This is a genomic window from Amycolatopsis sp. NPDC005232 (assembly GCF_040607795.1).
Taxonomy (GTDB): Bacteria; Actinomycetota; Actinomycetes; order Mycobacteriales; family Pseudonocardiaceae; genus Amycolatopsis.
Map to the genome: position 1 here is coordinate 289,019 of NZ_JBEXHL010000001.1, position 16,529 is coordinate 305,547.

A 16,529-nucleotide genomic window follows, 5' to 3' on the forward strand; every position below is an offset into this window, starting at 1 on the left:
CTGCCCAGGGTCGAAGCCGGCGTGGCCGAAGCGACCGCGCACGCTGAGGCACTGGATGGATCGGGGTCCGGCCAGGCAGTGCCGAGCCGCTCAGTGCCCGGCCGGGTCACGCTCCAGCCGGCCGGTGCCGTGTTGTCCAGGCGACCGGTTCCCTGCCGACCAGCGCCGGGTCGATCGGCGCCCGGCCGGGCAGGACCAAGCCGGGCCAGGCGCCGGCGGTCAGTGCACCGTCGAGCCGGCCAGGACGAAGCTGCGGTGAGCTGCGTCCAGCAACGAGACCTGGGCGGCGCCGACATCGAAGTACATGCCCGTCAGCGTCAGATCGCCGGCGGCCAGGGCGTCGGCCACGACCGGGTGGGTGCGGAGGTGGTCAAGTTGCTGGACGACGTTGTGCAGCGCCAGCTGGTCGCACTCGGCGGCCGGGCGCCGGCCGTCGAGCAGCAAGGCCGCCTCCGAAGCGCGGCGGCGGAGGGTGGGTTCGCCGTGGCGCAGCCAGTTGCCGAGGCGCGTGAGGCCCTCGGGGGCCTGCCCGAGGAGCGCCTTCATCGCGCCGCACGAGGAGTGGCCGCACACCACGATCTCGGGCACCTTGAGCACCCCCACGGCGTACTCGACGGCCGCGCCCACCGAGGAGTCGGTGCCATCGCCGGCGGCGGGGACGAGGTTGCCGATGTTGCGCACGGCGAACAGGTCGCCCGGTCCCGACGTGGTGATCAGGTTGGGCACAATCCGCGCGTCGCCGCAGGTGATGAAGAGGGTGTGCGGCTGCTGGCCGTGCGCGAGGCCGCTGAGGGTGTCGCGCAGCAGTGGCGCGGTGCGGCGTTGGAACTCCGACGCGCCGCGGGACAACGGCGAGGCACCGTCGCGCGGTCCGGGCAGCGAAACGTGCTCGGCCTGCCACTGCGACCACGGCGCGAGCCACCGCGGCAGCACGCGCGCCGCGAGGCTGCGTCGCACGGTGGGCTCGCCGGAGCTGCCGCGGCCGTACCAGGGGTGCCCGATCTCGTCGACGGTCACCGTGCCGCCGGCTTTCGCGTGCGCCTGCTGCCAGCCGCGCAGGCAGTCGAACGCTGCGTGGTCGAGGTAGTCCACGAGCAGCTCCAGCGTGACGTCGGCGCGCTCGGGTACGCCGGCGAGCACCTTCGTCAAGCGGGGCACCGAAAGGAACGTGAGCGCGCCCTCGATCACCACGCGCGTGCCGCGCTCGCCCGTCTCCACGTGCACGCCGGAGTGGACCATCCGCCGCAGCATGAACGCAAGCGCCAGCAGCACGCCGGCCGCGACGCCGGTCAGCAGGTTCACGAACACCGCGCCGACGAGCGTCACCGCATACACCGCGAGGTCGCCGTGGCGCAGCACTTCCTTCAGCGCCGGGAGGTTCACGAGCTTCGCGCCCACGTACACGAGCAGCCCGGCCAGCGCGGCCAGCGGGATGTAGCGCAGCACGCCGGTGAGCAGCAGGCAGAACCCGAGGATCCAGCACGAGTGCAGCAGCGCCGACGCGCGGGTCTTCGCGCCGGCCTCGTAGTTGGTCATGGTCCGCACGATCACGCCGGTCACGGGCAGCCCGCCGAGCGCGCCGGACGCGACGTTGCCGGCGCCCTGGCCGATGAGCTCACGGTTGAGGTCCGTGTGGCGCCCGCCGCGCAGCTTGTCGATGGACACCGCGGAAAGCAGGCTCTCCAGGCTCGCGATGAGCGCGACCGTGACGGCCGCGAACGCCACGCCGCTCCAGCCGCCGGAGGGCAGCTGCGGCACAAACCCGAGTGACGGCAGCGCAGCGGGCAGGTCCACGCGCGGCAACGACATCCCGGCGGCGACGGACAGCCCTGTCGCGACCGTGACGGCGGCCAGCGGCCCCGGCACCTTCCGCACCGGCGCCGGCAGCTTCGGCCACACCAGCAGGATCGCGACGGTGAGCACGCCGATCAGCACGGCCTGGTCGTGGTGGCCGACGATCTGCCCGGGCAGCGCCGCGAGGTTCGCGAGCGCGGAGCCCTGGGCCCGGCCGCCGAGCACCACGTGGAGCTGGCCGAGCACGATCGTCACGCCGATGCCGGCCAGCAGGCCGTGGACGATCGCGGGTGAGATGGCCAGCGCGGCACGGGCGAAGCGCAGGAGCCCGAAAAGGATCTGCAGCAGGCCGGCGCCGACGGTCACGGCGCAGGTGACGGCCCAGCCGTAGGTGGCGATGGTGTCGGCGAGCACCACGGTCAGGGCCGCGGACGGCCCGCTGACCTGCAGGGCCGACCCGCCGAGCAGGCTCGCGACCAGGCCGCCGACGACGGCGGAGACGAGGCCTGCGAGGAGCGGCGCGCCGACAGCGAGGGCGACGCCGAGAGAGAGCGGCACGGCCACGAGGAAGACGACCAGCGAGGCCGGCACGTCGTGGCGCAGGATGTTCTGGAGGGTCCGGTTGGCTTGGGCGCGGCGCGACGGGGGTCCGGTGTCGTGCTCGCCACGAACGATCTCGATCATGGCGACAGGAAAGCGGAAAAAGATCGAAAAGTCCGCTACGCGAACAATCTTCAGGTTTGCTTGTGAACCGGAGAACTAGGACGTTTCCGGCAAAGCTCACCAATCCGTCAGATACTCACGAAGCGGCCCAGACCTGATCGCGTGGAAACCCCAGAGTTCCGGCAACTTTACGTGACTCACGGTATACAGCCCGTTTCTTATGGCCGCGGTCACACTCGACCGGGTGAATTCAGGCTTTTTCAGCCGCCGCGAGCATCGCGCCGGTGATCACGGCCAGGTCCGCGTCGTCCGTGACGTACGGCGGCATCGCGTACACGAGGTCGCGGAACGGCCGCAGCCACGCGCCCTCCGCCGTCACGATGTCGGTGGCCACGCCGAGGTCGACCTCGTGGTCGAGCTGCAGCACGCCGATCGCGCCGAGCACCCGCACATCGCACACGTTCGGTAGGTCCCACGCCGGCTCGAGACCACGCCGCAGCCCATCCTCGATCCGCGAGACGTCCCCGCGCCACCGGCCCTCGGCCAGCAGCCCGAGCGACGCGTTGGCGACGGCGGAGGCCAGCGGGTTGCCCATGAACGTCGGCCCGTGGGCCAGCACCGGCAGGTCGCCGCGCGCGATGCCGGCGGCGATCTCGGGCGTGCACAGCGCCGCGGCCATCGTGAGGTAGCCGCCGGTGAGTGCCTTGCCGAGGCACAGCACGTCGGGCGTCACGCCGGCGTGCTCGGCCGCGAACATCCGGCCCGTGCGCCCGAAGCCGGTGGCGATCTCGTCGAACACCAGCAGCACGTCGTGCTCGCGCGTGAGCTCGCGCAGCGCGCGCAAGTAGCCGGGGTGGTGGAAACGCATCCCGCCCGCGCCCTGCACCACGGGTTCCACGATCACCGCGGCCAGCTCGTGCGCGTGCTTCTCCAGCGCGGCGGCGAGAGTGTCCACATAGGACTGGTCAACCGGCGCGTCGAAGCCGGCCGGCGGCTCGGGCACGAACACCTGCTCCGGCAGGACTCCGCGCCACAGCGAGTGCATGCCGCCGTCGGGGTCGCAGACGCTCATGGGCGTGAACGTGTCACCGTGGTAGCCACCGCGCCACGTGAGCAGCCGCCGCTTCTCCGGCAACCCGCGCGAACGCTGGTACTGCAGGCACATCTTCACGGCGACCTCGACCGAGACCGAGCCGGAGTCGCACAGGAACACGTGCTCGAGGCCCTCGGGCGTGAGGTCCACAAGGGTCTTGGCGAGCGTGATCGCCGGCTCGTGCGTGAGGCCGCCGAACATCACGTGGCTCATCCGCCCGGCCTGCTCGGCCAGCGCCGCGTCGAGCACCGGGTGCCGGTAGCCGTGCACCGCCGCCCACCACGACGACATGCCGTCGACGAGCTCACGGCCGTCCGCCAGCTTCAGCCGTGCCCCGCCCGCCTCGGAGACGAGCAGCGGCGCCACCCGTCCCGGCATCGGCGCGTACGGGTGCCACACGTGCGCGGCGTCGAGGGCGAGCAGGTGGTCGGCGCTGGAGTCCACGCGCCGACCCTACGTGCCGCCGCGCTCAGCGAAGCAGCACGGGCAGCGTCTTGATGCCGTGCACCAGCGGGCTCGTGCGGTAGACCAGCTCCTCCTCCGGCACGGCCGCTCGCAGCTGCGGGAACCGCGCGAGCAGCGCCGTGAGGGCGATCTCCGCCTCCATGCGCGCCAGCGGGGCGCCGACGCAGTAGTGGATGCCGTGGCCGAAGGCGAGGTGGCCGCCGGTCGCGCGCGTGACGTCGAGGTCGGCCGGGTCGGGGAAGCGCCCCTCGTCGCGGTTGGCGGCGAGCAGCGAGACCTGCACGAACTCGCCCGCGGGGATCTTGTGGTCGCCGACCTCCACGTCCTCGACGGTGTAGCGGAGGGTGGCGATGTTGATGGGCCCGTCGAAACGCAGGAACTCCTCGACGGCGCCGGGCATCAGCGACGGGTCCGCTACCAGCTTCGCGCGCTGCTCGGGCGCGCGCAGCAACGCCAGCACCGCGTTGCCGATCAGGTTCACGGTGGTCTCGTGGCCCGCGACGAGCAGCAGGAAGGCCATCGCGACGAGCTCTTCCTCGCTCAGCGAATCGCCTTCGTCGGTGGCCTGCACGAGGCCCGAGAGCAGGTCCTCGCCTGGTTCGGCGCGCTTCTGCGCGACCAGCCCCACGAGGTAGGTGTGCATGGCCACCGCGGCCGCCTGCATCTCGTCGAGGTCGCCCGCGCCCAGCAGGATGTTGGACCAGCCGGTGAACTCGCCGCGGTCCTCCTCTCGCACGCCGAGCAGCTCGCAGATCACGGTGATCGGCACCGGGCCCGCGAACGCGGCCATGAGGTCGACCTGCTCGTGGTCGGCCATCGCGTCGAGCAGCTCGGTGGTGATCTGCTCGATGCGCGGGCGCAGCCCGGCGATCGCGCGCGGCGTGAAGGCCTTGTTCACGAGCTTGCGCAGCCGTGTGTGGTCCGGCGCGTCGGTGTTGAGCATGTGCGCGCCGAGCAGCTGGCCGAAGGACCGGTTGATGTTCTCGCCCCCGGCCTTCGCGATCATCAGGTCGTAGGCGCCGCGGTTGTCCTTGCTCACCCGCGGGTCCGCGAGCAGCGCCCGCGCCTCGTCGTAGCCCGTCACGAGGTACGACGGGGTGCCGTGCGGCATGCGGATCGGGCACACGGCGCCCTGGTCGTGAAACCGCCCCAGCGTCTCGTGCGCGTGCTGCATGAACTTGTCGTCGATCACGGGAATTTCTTCGACGGCCACTTCGCCCCCAAGGTTTCCGTCTGACTGGTCACGTGCTTCCCAGTATGCCCACGCGCCGGTGTGCTGTGTGGCGCTCGCGGGCAGGATGGGTTTCCGTGCGCTACCGACCCATCTCCCCCGACGTGCTGGCCGCCGAGCTGACCGAGCGCGTCGCGGCCCTGCCGCACCGCCGGCTGGCGGTCGCCGTGGACGGCGCCGACGGTGCCACCGACACCGCGGGTCTCGCCGACTCGCTCGTGGACCCGTTGCGGCTGCTGGGCCGCGCCGCGGTGCGCGTGCCCGCGCGCGGGTTCCTGCGCCCGGCGTCGCTGCGCTTCGAGCACGGCAAGCGCAACCCCGACGCGCGCTACACCGACTGGCTCAACCTCGGCGCCCTGCGCCGGGAAGTCCTCGACCCGCTCGCAGGCGTTGGCAGCGGCGAGGTGCTGCCGGCGCTGTGGGACACCGAGCGCGACCGCGCCACGCGGATGGCTCGCGTGCCCGTGCCGGAAGGCGGCGTGGTCCTCGTCAACGGCGAGTTCCTGCTCGGCGCCGGCCTCGCGTTCGACCTCGTGGTGCACCTGTGGCTCTCCCCCGCCGCGCTGCACCGCCGCCTGCCCGGCGACGACGCGTGGGCGCTGCCCGCGTACGAGCGCTACGAGTCGGAGGTCGACCCGGGCGCGCTCGCCGACGTCACGGTCCGCGTCGACGACCCGCGCCACCCGGCGGTCTACGAGCCCTAGCTAGTGCACGGCGGCGACCGGATCGCCGTCCAGCAGGCCGGACAGGCGCTGCGCCATCGTGTCCCAGCGCCAGTTCTCCGCGACCCACGCGCGCCCCGCCTCGCCCATCCGGCGGGCCCGCACGGGGTCGGCCAGGAGGGCCTCGAGGGTGTCGCGCAGCTGGCCGACGTCGCGGCCGTCCACGACATGGCCGGTCACCTCGTCGAGCACCGCCTCGGGCGCGCCGCCCGACGTGCCGGCCACCACGGGCAAGCCGGTCGCCGACGCCTCCAGGTAGACGATCCCCAGCGCCTCCACGTCGAGCCCCTTGCCGCGGGTGCGCGCGGGCATCGCGAAGACGTCGCCCGCGTTGTAGTGCGCCGGCAGCTCGGCCCACGGCACGGAGCCGGTGATGACCACGTTGTCGGCCACGTCGAGGTCGGCGACGAGCTCCGTGAGCCGCTTGCGGTACGGACCGCCGCCGACCAGCAGCAGCACCACATTCGGCACGCGCTTGCGCAGCTCCGGCAGCGTGCGGATGAGCATGTCCTGGCCCTTGCGCGGCACGAGCCTCGACACGCACACGACCGTCGGCCGGTCGCCCAGGCCGTGGCGGGCGCGGATCTCCTCGCGCGCCCCCGCGTCGGGCGCGAACAGCGTCGTGTCGACGCCGGACGGCAGCATCTCGAGCCCCGCCATCGGCCCGAACGCCGCGCCGAAGCGGCGGCGCGTGTACTTGCTGACGTAGGTGAGCACGTCGACCGTGTCGCCGATGCGCCGCAGCGCCTGGCGCGAACCCGGCAGCATCGACCAGCCGACCTCGTGCCCGTGCGTGGACGCGACGACCCGCCTCGCGCCGGCCTGGCGCAGCGGGTGCCCCAGCAGCGCCAGCGGCGCGGCCGCACCGAACCACACGGCTTCGCAGTCGCGGGCCCGCATGATCTGCTTCGCGCGGCGCAGCACGTCGGGCGTCGGCAACATCAGCGACGTCGGGTGCCGCACGACCTCGAACGGCGCCTCGGCGTCGAAGTCGACGTGCGAGCCGGCTTTCCCTTCCCACGACGGCGCGTAGACCACCAGGTCGTCGGCCGGGAGCCGCGTGGCGAGCGAGTTGAGGTAGTTCTGGATCCCCCCGGGCCGCGGCGGGAAGTCGTTGGTCACGAGCAGCGTCCTCAGCACACGGGCAGGCTACTGGGCACGCTCGCCGGCGCTGTGGCCCACCAACGACCACGGGGCGGCACCGCGTGTGCGGTACCGCCCCGTGGTCAGGGAAGGGTTGCTGCTCAGCTGCTGGGGCGGCGGGCGCCCACGTACTGGCTCTGCAGCGGCGAGATCTTCACGACGTCGCCGGTGGTCGGAGCGTGCACCATCTTGCCTTCGCCGATGTACATGCCCACGTGGGAGACCGGGGTGTAGTAGAACACCAGGTCGCCCGGCTGGAGCTGGCTGCGCGGGATCGGGGTGCCGAAGGTCGACTGCTCCCGGCTCGAGCGAGGCAGCGTGATGCCCGCCTGCCGGTAGGCCCACTGCATCAGGCCCGAGCAGTCGAACGTGCTCGGCCCGGTGGCGCCCCACACGTAGGCGTCGCCGAGACGGCTCAGCGCCGCGTCCACGGCCGCCTGGGCCGCGGGCCCGGGCGCCTTGATGTTCACCGGCGGGGCGCTGCCCTTGTCGCCGCGCAGGGCCTGGTCCAGCGTGGACAGCGCGGGCTCGGTCTTCTTGAGCTGGTCGATCTGGTCCTGGAGCGTCTTCTGCTTGGTCTTGATGTCGTTCGCCAGCTTCGCGGCCGCGTCACGGGCGTCCGTCGCCCGCTTGGCGGCGTCGGCGGCCAGCTTCGTGGCGTCCTGAGCCTGCTTCACGGCACCGGCCAGCGCGTCGAGCGCGGCGTCCTTCTGGGACGCGATCTGGTCCAGAGCGGAAGAGCGCTCGAGGAACTCCTGCGTCGACGTGCCCGCGAGCAGCGCCGAGAGCTTGTTCATCTGCACGCCGCTGAGGAACGAGGCGCCGGCGAACTTGTCGACGTCGACGCGGTAGAGCTTCTCGTTGTTCTCGGCCTGCTGCGCGGACTTCTTCGCGTTCTCGACGTCGCTGTTGGCCTTGTCGAGGTCCTTCTGGCGGGCCGCTTGGTCGTCCTGGGCCTTGAGAAGGTCCTCGTTGGCCTTTTCGGCCTGAGAGGCGAGGTCGCGGTACTTCGCGAGGGCGTCCGAACCGGAGTCGGGCGGGGTCTGGAGGGCGGGGATGGGAGCTGCGATGGCCGTGGCCGAGGGCTGGGCGATGGTGACCATGGCGATCACCGAAGCTGCCGCGAGGGCACCTGACACCACGCGCTTCACTGGATGCGACTGCACGGTCGCGCGTGTCTCCTTTGCTGTCGGGCCGCCGTCGGAACCGCGTGACGCCGAAGAGGTCGGGGGCCCTCTTCCCTGCGTCCACCCCGCGCGTTCCGGCCGCGTTTCACTGCAACAGCCTCACGCGCACGGTGTGGTTCCGGTGTTGGCTCCCCGACAAAGCCTTTTCCGGCGGCGATCTCGCGTCGCCGTCTTGCCGACGGCTGCTGGCCACGAGATCTCGGACAGGTTACGAAAAGACCGTCACCGCGTCCACCGGGCCCCACATAAAAACTCTCCGTAGTTCGCCGAAACACCATCGGACCAGCGAGGGAGGGTTTGTGTGATCGCGGTCATACTCTGTGGTGTCTAAATTGCGTGAATTCGCTACCGACCGTTCATCTGACTAGATCGACCACTCGTCGCGCCGTTATCACCCAGAAGTGTCACGCTGGCTTACGTTCGGGCTCCGAAACCAAGCGCAGCCGGGGCACCATCCCCGCCTCGGCGAGCGCGTCGACGGCTCGCCGTTCGTCCGCGTCCCACGCCAGGGCGACCGGCGGGCCGAGCAGCACGCTCACCACACAGTCGTGGCACGCGTGGCCCCGCACTGCGCAGCGGTCGCAGTCGACGACCAGCGTGTCGAGGTCCGCCGGATCGACGTCGCTGAGATCGACACTGTCGAGGTCTACGTCGCCGAAATCAACGCTGCAGAGATCGAGGTCGCGGTCGGCCGGTTCGTCGAAGTCGGTCCAGTCGGGCGGGTGGTGGTTCGTGTTCTCGGTCACGGGAGGCTCCTCACCGCAAGTTGGCTGTCGTGCTTCCTGGGACGCACGGTAGGAGCCACCACCGACAGTTTCCGTCCCGTCGGCCTCAGCCGTCCCCCGGACGGGTCTCAGACGCGGCTCAGGCGGCTGACCAGCACCGCCGAGGGCGCCGCGTGGGCACCGGTCGCGCGGACCGAGTCGGCGACCGCCCGGTCGGACGTCGCCACGACCATCGGCCGGCCCTTCGGCTCGGCCGCCACGATCGAGCGGATCACGTCGTCGGCCAGCACGCCGCGGTCGGAGAACAGCACGCGCACACCGCGCGGCACCGACGCCGGCACGGACAGCACGCCTGCCCCGTCGAACACCACCGTGACCTCGGCGCTCGTGCGCGCGGCGAGGGCGGAGAGCTGGTGGATGAGCCGGTCGCGCTGATCGGCCAGCGCCAGCTCGGGGTAGCCGGTCTTGGTGACGTTGTAGCCGTCGACGATGAGGTGCACGTTGGGCAGCGCGAGGTAGCGGTCGAGCGCCCCGACGTCCTGCACGCGCCCGCCCGGGCCGAGCCCCGACGTGGCGCCGCGCACCATGTCGGCGGGCCGCGCGCCGCGGTCGCTCAGCATCAGCTCGCGGCGCAGGCCGGTCACGGCGCCGTCGATCGTGTCGACGAGCAGCGCCAGGCGCACCTCGTCGGCTTCCCGGGCCTCACGAGCCGACTGACGGGCGATCTCGGCGTCGGCGACCGCCCGCTCCGCCCGTGTGCGCTCGGCCGCCACGCGGCGACGCTCGCGGTCCAGCTGCGTCGTCAGGGCGTCGATCTCCTCGGCCTTCGCCGTGCCTCCGCGCGCGAGTTCGGCGCGCGCCTGCTCGGCGGCATCGCGGGCCTGCCGCAGCTGCACGCCCTGCTCACGCAGCCGGCGCAGCAGCTTCTCGACCTCGGCCTCGCGCTCGCCGCGGGCGGCCTCCACGGCGCCGCGCGCCTGGTCCAATTCCCCGCGCAGCTCGGCGAGCTCCGCCTCGAGCTTCTGGTTGCGAGCCAGCGCGGCGTCGCGTTCGGCCCGCAGCGCCGTCTCTTCAGCGTTCTTCGCGACGAGCCGCACGCGCCCGGCCGCGCCCGACTCCCCCAGCAGCACGGCGGCGGCCGCGCCGACGACGGAATCGGCGGCGTTGGGGTCCAGCGCGTCGGTGCGGTGCTCGCGCAGCCACTCGATCACGGCGGTGCGGAACTGCGCGGAGTCGCCCAGCGCGGCCAGCAACGCGGCGCCGCCGAGCTTCGCCCGCTTCGCGGGCGCGAACTTCGCGACGGGACGCAGCTGCCGCGGCACGTCGGTGGGCGGCAGCTTCGCGACGGCGGTGGCCGCCAGCTCGGCGATGCGCTCGCGCACGGCGTCCGGCAGGCCCGTCCAGGAAGCGGGCTCCGGCGCCGCCGTGTCGGCCTCGGAGATCTCGGCCGCCCCGGTCTCGGCCGGCACCGCGGTCGCGTCAGCCCGCGCCGGTACGGCCGAGGGGCCGACGGCGTCCTCGGGTGCGACCGGATCCACGGGCTGGGGGTGCATTGGTCCAGGGTAGGCCCCGGGGCCGGATCGCGCGCCGCTGGTCACCGGACGTGGGAACCACCCCACCAGGCACCCGCGCCACACCCGTCACACGGATCGCGCCGTCCGGGATTGTCGGTGGGCGGTCCTAAAGTGCGCGATCATGGACACCCGACCGCGGCCCGGCCAGGCTCAGCTGGCCTTCGACGAGCTCGGCACCCCGTTGCGGGACATCACGTTCGTCGTCTTCGACCTCGAGACCACGGGCACGAAGCCGGGACCGGACGCGATCACCGAGATCGGGGCCGTGAAGGTGCGCGGCGGTGAGGTGGTGGCCGAGTTCGCGACGCTGGTGAACCCGGGTTCACCGATCCCGCCGCAGGTGGTGGAGCTCACGGGCATCACGCAGGCGATGGTCTACGACGCGCCGCGCATCGAGCGCGTGCTGCCCGCGTTCCTCGAGTTCATCTCCGGCGCGGTGCTCGTGGCCCACAACTCGGGGTTCGACACGGGCTTCATGCGGGCCGCCTGCGAGGGTCACGGCTACGTCTGGCCGCGGGCCACGGTGATCTGCACGGTGAAGCTCGCCCGGCGCGTGATCCCGCGCGAGGAGGCGCGCAGCTACCGGCTCTCGAACCTGGCGATGCTGCTCGGCTCCCGCACCCGGCCCACGCACCGCGCGCTCGACGACGCCCGCGCCACCGTCGACGTGCTCCACGCGCTGCTGGAGCGGGTCGGCAACGTCGGCGTGCACACGGTCGAAGAACTCGTGGACTACCTGCCCGAGGTGACCACCGCGCAGCGGCGCAAACGCCACCTCGCGGCTGACCTGCCGGCGCGGCCCGGCGTGTACCTGTTCCGCGGCCCGCGTGAGGAGGTCCTCTACGTCGGCACGGCGCGGGACCTGCGACGGCGCGTGCGGCAGTACTTCACGGGGTCGGAAAGCCGCGGGCGCATCCGCGAGATGGTGGCGCTGGCCGAACGCGTGGAGGCCATCGAGTGCGCCCACTCACTGGAGGCCGAGATCCGCGAGCTGCGGCTCATCGCGGCTCACCGGCCGATGTACAACCGGCGTTCGAAGAACCCGTACCACGCGTGGTGGGTCGGGCTCACCGACGAGGCCTTCCCGCGCCTGTCCGTGGTCCGGCTGCCGCGCGAAGGCACCCTCGGCCCCTTCCGCAGCCAGGCCGACGCCCGCACGGCCGCCGACACGCTCGCGGGCGCCGCCGGGCTGCGCACGTGCACGATGCGGATTTCGGCCCGCGGCGGCTCCGCGACCCCGTGTGTGCTGGCCGAGCTGGGTCGCTGCGGCGCGCCGTGTGCCGGCCGCCAGAGCGTGGACGACTACTCCCCTGCCGTCACGGCCGCGCGCGACCTCATCTCCGGCCACGACGGGCGTCCCCTGAAGATCGCCGCGGCCCAGCTCGACCGGCTCTCGGAGGGCCGGCACTACGAGCAGGCCGCACGCCACCGCGACGAGCTGGCGGACCTCGTGCGTGCCGTCGGCCGGTCACACCGGCAAGCCGCGCTCGCCGACATCGCGGAACTCATCGCCGCCAACCCGGACGGCAACGGCGGCTGGGAGCTGTCGGTGATCCGCCACGGCCGCCTGGCGTCCGCTGGCGTCGCCCGCCGCGGAGTGCCGCCGATGCCGGTGGTGGAACACCTGGTCGCCGCCGCGGAAACCGTGCTGCCCGGCGAAGGGCCGTTGCGCGGCGCGTCCGGAGAAGAAGTCACGGTGCTGCTGCGCTGGCTCGCCCGGCCCGGCGTGCGGCTCGTGCGCACCACACGGCCCTGGGCCGAACCCACCGCCGTCGCCGGCTGGCGTGGGTGGCTCGACCTCGCGGCCGGTGCGCGGACGCTGGAACGGGTGGCGGGGTGATGAAGGCTACGATCAGCGCTCGTCGAGTACCGCCAGGGAGTGGAGGAACGCTGTGATCACGGCGATCGTGCTGATCAACGTAGAGGCCGAGGAGATCCCGCAGGCCGCACAGGCGATCGCGGACCTCGAAGGGGTCAACGAGGTCTACTCGTGCGCCGGTGACGTCGACCTGATCGCCACTGTGCGCGTGAAGGCCCACGAGGACCTCGCCGACCTCATCCCCGGCCGCATCGGCAAGGTGAGCGGCGTGCTGGACACCGTCACGCACATCGCGTTCCGCTCGTACTCACGGGCCGACACGGACTCCGCGTTCGAGATCGGCGTCGAAGGCGCCTGATCGTTTATGTAAAAGGCCCTGCGCTGCGAACAACTTCGGACAACACGGCTCCAGACAACGACGGAGGCCCCTCCACCCGCCTGGGTGAAGGGGCCTCCGTCGTAGGGAGAGCTAGTGCTTGGTCCCGACCTCGTGCGACTCGGACTCCGAGCTTTCCAGCTCGGCGTGCCCGTTGCCGTGCGACGCCCGCTCGAGAGCGGCCGACTCCTCCGGCGGGTCCGGGGTCCAGATCGAACCCGGAACGGCGTGCCCGGCGGTGCCGAGCTTGTTCATCTTCTTCGGCACTGCGGCGCCCTGATACTCGAGCGGGACCGCGTGGCCGTGGCTGTCCACGCCGGCCAGCGGCTGGTGGACCTCGATGAACTCACCGTGCGGCAGTCGCTTGATGATGCCCGTCTCCACGCCGTGCTCCAGCACCTCGCGGTCGGCCCGCTGCAGACCCAGGCAGATCCGGTAGGTGATGTAGTAGGCGATCGGCGGCACGATCAGCACGCCGATGCGGCCGGCCCACGTGGTGGCGTTCAGGGAGATGTCGAACTGGTCGGCGATGATGTCGTTGAAGCCCGACAGCTCGATGACCAGGAAGAACCCGAGCGCCATCATGCCCAGCGCGGTGCGGACCGGTGCGTCGCGCGGCCGCTGCAGCAGGTTGTGCGCCGCGTTGTCCTTCGACAGCTTGCGTTCCAGGAACGGGTACGCCAGCAGCAGCCCGATCAGCAGCGGCATGCCCACCGCGCCGGGGAAGAACACCGCCGGGATCGTGTAGTTCCCGAGGTAGACCTCCCACGCGGGCCAGATGCGCAGCATTCCGTCGGCCCAGGCCATGTAGAAGTCCGGCTGCGACCCGGCCGACACCATCGACGGGTTGTACGGCCCGAAGTTCCACACCGGGTTGATCTGGAACAGGCCGGACATCAGCGCGATGACACCGGTGACCAGCGTGAAGAAGGCGCCGCCCTTGAGGGCGAAGTACGGCATGATCCGAACGCCGACGACGTTGGTCTCCTTGCGCCGCACACCCGGGAACTGCGTGTGCTTCTGGTACCAGACCAGCGCCAGGTGCACGCCGACGAGCGCGAGCATGATGCCTGGGATCAGCAGAATGTGCAGTGTGTACAGGCGCGGGATGATCTGGTCGCCCGGGAACTCGCCGCCGAACAGCGCCCAGTGGATCCAGGTGCCGATGACCGGCACCGAGAGGACGATGCCCGACAGGGTCGCGCGGATACCGGTACCGGAGAGCAGGTCGTCCGGGAGCGAGTAGCCGAAGAAGCCCTCGAACATGCCCAGGACCAGCAGCAGGCCACCGATGATCCAGTTGGCCTCACGCGGCTTGCGGAACGCGCCGGTGAAGAAGATCCGGAACATGTGGATCATCATCGAGGCGACGAAGATCAGCGCGGCCCAGTGGTGCAGCTGTCGCACGAACAGGCCGCCGCGCACGTCGAACGAGATGTCCAGCGTGGTGCGGAACGCCTGCGACATCTCGACGCCCTGCAGGTTCTGGAAGCTCCCGTGGTAGGTGACTTCCTGCATGGAGGGGTCGAAGAACAGCGTCAGGTACACACCCGAGAGCAGGATGATGATGAAGCTGTACAGCGCGATCTCGCCCAGCAGGAACGACCAGTGCGTGGGGAAGACCTTGTTCATCTGGTGACGCAGGCCCTTGGCCAGCTTGTACCGCTGGTCCGCGTTGTCCGCGGCCTCGCCGAGGTGTTGCTCGAGCGCGCTCGTGCCCTTGGTGGGCGTGGTCAGTGAGCTCATGACTTACGCTCCCAAAAGGCCGGACCGATGGCCTCGTTGAAGTCGCCCCGTGCGATCAAGTATCCCTCTGAGTCAACCGTGATCGGCAGCTGGGCCAGCGGACGCGTCGCCGGGCCGAAGATGGGCTTGGCGTAGTGCAGGGCGTCGAACTGCGACTGGTGGCACGGGCAGAGGATGCGGTTCGTGCGCTGCTCGTACAGGGAGGTCGGGCAGCCGACGTGGCTGCAGATCTTCGTGTACGCGTAGTAGTCGCCGAAGTTGTAGTCCTCCTGGCCCTTCCGCTTCACCACGCGCGCGGCGTCGGTGGGGCGCAGCCGGATGAGCATCACCGGGTTGTCGACGCGGGTCAGCGCGGCGGCCAGCGCCTCGCGGTTGCCCGCCTCGGTCTTGCGGTACGGGAACACCGTCTCCATGCCGCCGGCGTCGAGGTCTTCGACGCGGAGCAGCGTCACGCCCTTCTCGACGTCGTCGTCCAGGCTGCCGGAGTTGGCGCGCAGGTACACGACCTCACCCGGGTGCTGCGGCTGCCAGCCGGTGTGCCACAGCGAGTTCTCGTTGTCGGTGTCCTTCCACGGGTCCTTGATGAAGGACGCCAGCGGCAGGGCCGCGATCGCGAGACCCAGCACACCGGCACTCGCACCGGCGGTGCGCTTGATCAGCGACCGGCGGGCGATGGTGCTGCGGGACCCGGCGTCGGCCAGGTGCGCGAGGATCGTGGCGCGGTCGACCTCGGCCGACGGGCCGTCGCTGCGCTGCTGCACCGCGGTCTCCTGCGGCACGAACTTCTTCGTGTACAGAATCACGCCGATGCCGAGCGCGAGCACCGCGATGCCGAGCGTGACGCCCAGCGCCGGGGTGTACAGGCTGTAGGTGGCGTGCCCGCTCACGTCGCTCGGGTCCTTGTACTCCCACCAGTGCGGCCAGGCGACGACCACGACGAACGCCAGGCCCGCGAGCGCGGACAGGGCGAACCAGAACGCGACGAGCCGCTGCCCGCGGCGTTCGGCGCGGGTGTCCTTGACCGGCCACGGTTCCGGGTAGTCGACGATCTCGACGCCGTCCAGCTGACCGCCCAGCTTGAGCAGCTGGTCGCGGTCCATCTCGGCCAGTTCCGCCTCCGAGGGCGGCTGGGGCCCTTCGGCACTCATGCCTTCGATCCAATCCACAGTGTGATGCCCACGAGCGCGGCAATTCCGACGACGAAAGCGATAAGGCCTTCGGAAGCGGGACCGAACCCGCCGAGGCCGTTACCACCCGGGTTGTTGTTGCCGTCTGACACCGACTTTACATAAGCGATGATGTCTTTCTTCTCCTCCGGGTTGAGCTGCCGGTCGGAGAATTTCGGCATGTTCTGCGGCCCCGTGAGCATCGCGTCGTAGATCTGCTCCTCGGTGGCCGGGTCGAGGTTCGGCGCGTACTTGCCCGCCGACAGCGCGCCACCACGACCGGTGAAGTTGTGGCACGACGCGCAGTTGAGGCGGAACAGCTCGCCACCACGGGCCGGGTCGCTGCCGCGCAGCGCGGCACCGGTCTCGTCGGGGCGCTGCGCGCCGCCGCCGTGGGCCTGCACGAAGGCGCCGACGGCGTCGATCTCGCTCGGCGTGAGCTTCGGCGGCTTGCGCTCGATCTGCGCCTCCTGGCGCGCGGCGGGCATGCGGCCGGACGAGGTCTGGAAGTACACGGCCGCGTCGCCGACGCCGATGAGGCTCGGACCGCGGTCCTGCACGCCCTCGAGGTTCTTGCCGTGGCACTCGATGCAGGTGTTGTTGTAGACCTGCTCGCCCTGCCGCAGCAGAGCCGGGTCGCCCTGGGCCTGCGCGGTCTGGGGCTCGGGCGCGAACACGGCGTACAGGGCGCCGGCTCCCACCAGCGCGACACCGAGTGCGAGCAGGCCGGCGAAACGCCTGCGCAGCTTCGAACGCGCGCGGAACCGGCGCTCCGGGGACTTCTTGCTGGTGGTCATCTTGCGGCAACCCTTGCTGTCAGTTCAG

Annotated in this window: 13 protein-coding genes; 3 read left to right on the plus strand and 10 right to left on the minus strand. The window is 71.4% G+C overall.

Translation table 11 applies throughout. The annotated features are described in order from the left end of the window. Nucleotides 1–219: 219 nt before the first annotated feature. The 3 genes from ABZU76_RS01405 to ABZU76_RS01415 all read right to left on the minus strand — a co-directional run bounded on the left by ABZU76_RS01405 (nt 220) and on the right by ABZU76_RS01415 (nt 5,228). The gene (locus ABZU76_RS01405; RefSeq protein ID WP_354863920.1) at nt 220–2,478 is read right to left on the minus strand and encodes a bifunctional SulP family inorganic anion transporter/carbonic anhydrase; all 2,259 of its coding nucleotides are present in this window, start codon (nt 2,476–2,478) and stop codon (nt 220–222) included. Between the two features lie 229 nt (nt 2,479–2,707). Then, nucleotides 2,708–3,994: an adenosylmethionine--8-amino-7-oxononanoate transaminase gene (locus ABZU76_RS01410; RefSeq protein ID WP_354863922.1), complete on the minus strand. Its 1,287-nt coding sequence runs from the start codon at nt 3,992–3,994 to the stop codon at nt 2,708–2,710. Nucleotides 3,995–4,019: 25 nt separating this feature from the next. After that, nucleotides 4,020–5,228, minus strand: a complete 1,209-nt coding sequence (locus ABZU76_RS01415; RefSeq protein ID WP_354863924.1) for a cytochrome P450 — start codon at nt 5,226–5,228, stop codon at nt 4,020–4,022. Between the two features lie 95 nt (nt 5,229–5,323). Here ABZU76_RS01415 and ABZU76_RS01420 point away from each other — a divergent pair, with 95 nt between their 5' ends. After that, nucleotides 5,324–5,950 carry a uridine kinase gene (locus tag ABZU76_RS01420; RefSeq protein WP_354863926.1) on the plus strand — a complete coding sequence of 209 codons (627 nt, stop codon included), beginning with the start codon at nt 5,324–5,326 and terminating at the stop codon, nt 5,948–5,950. On the opposite strand, the gene ABZU76_RS01425 is transcribed toward ABZU76_RS01420, so the two are convergent. The 4 genes from ABZU76_RS01425 to ABZU76_RS01440 form a co-directional block, all read right to left on the minus strand. Then, the gene (locus tag ABZU76_RS01425; RefSeq protein WP_354863928.1) at nt 5,951–7,108 is read right to left on the minus strand and encodes a glycosyltransferase family 4 protein; all 1,158 of its coding nucleotides are present in this window, start codon (nt 7,106–7,108) and stop codon (nt 5,951–5,953) included. 104 nt (nt 7,109–7,212) lie between these two features. Continuing rightward, nucleotides 7,213–8,277 (minus strand): NlpC/P60 family protein, encoded by a 1,065-nt coding sequence (locus ABZU76_RS01430; protein ID WP_354863930.1) that lies wholly within the window; start codon nt 8,275–8,277, stop codon nt 7,213–7,215. Between the two features lie 425 nt (nt 8,278–8,702). Next, the gene (locus tag ABZU76_RS01435; RefSeq protein WP_220247473.1) at nt 8,703–8,894 is read right to left on the minus strand and encodes a hypothetical protein; all 192 of its coding nucleotides are present in this window, start codon (nt 8,892–8,894) and stop codon (nt 8,703–8,705) included. A gap of 257 nt (nt 8,895–9,151) precedes the next feature. Next, nucleotides 9,152–10,576: an NYN domain-containing protein gene (locus ABZU76_RS01440; RefSeq protein WP_354863932.1), complete on the minus strand. Its 1,425-nt coding sequence runs from the start codon at nt 10,574–10,576 to the stop codon at nt 9,152–9,154. A 142-nt stretch (nt 10,577–10,718) separates the two neighbouring features. On the opposite strand from ABZU76_RS01440, the gene ABZU76_RS01445 reads away from it, so the two are divergent. Further along, nucleotides 10,719–12,437, plus strand: coding sequence for a DEDD exonuclease domain-containing protein (locus ABZU76_RS01445; RefSeq protein ID WP_354863934.1), 1,719 nt, complete (start codon nt 10,719–10,721; stop codon nt 12,435–12,437). A 52-nt stretch (nt 12,438–12,489) separates the two neighbouring features. Continuing rightward, a complete protein-coding gene (locus ABZU76_RS01450) occupies nt 12,490–12,774 on the plus strand; it encodes an Lrp/AsnC ligand binding domain-containing protein (RefSeq protein ID WP_220237955.1) in 285 nt (94 codons plus the stop codon). 111 nt (nt 12,775–12,885) lie between these two features. Here ABZU76_RS01450 and ABZU76_RS01455 read toward each other — a convergent pair whose 3' ends face one another. The 3 genes from ABZU76_RS01455 to ABZU76_RS01465 are packed head-to-tail and all read right to left on the minus strand — an operon-like array spanning nt 12,886 to nt 16,501. Further along, a complete protein-coding gene (locus ABZU76_RS01455) occupies nt 12,886–14,538 on the minus strand; it encodes a cytochrome bc complex cytochrome b subunit (RefSeq protein ID WP_354863936.1) in 1,653 nt (550 codons plus the stop codon). After that, entirely contained in the window at nt 14,535–15,686 is a 1,152-nt protein-coding gene (locus ABZU76_RS01460; RefSeq protein ID WP_354863938.1) for a ubiquinol-cytochrome c reductase iron-sulfur subunit, read from the minus strand. The genes ABZU76_RS01455 and ABZU76_RS01460 overlap by 4 nt, the downstream gene beginning before the upstream one ends. Continuing rightward, on the minus strand, nt 15,683–16,501 hold the full coding sequence (locus tag ABZU76_RS01465) for a c-type cytochrome (RefSeq protein ID WP_354863940.1): 819 nt from the start codon (nt 16,499–16,501) through the stop codon (nt 15,683–15,685). Before ABZU76_RS01465 ends, ABZU76_RS01460 begins: the two co-directional genes overlap by 4 nt. Nucleotides 16,502–16,529 lie beyond the last annotated feature (28 nt).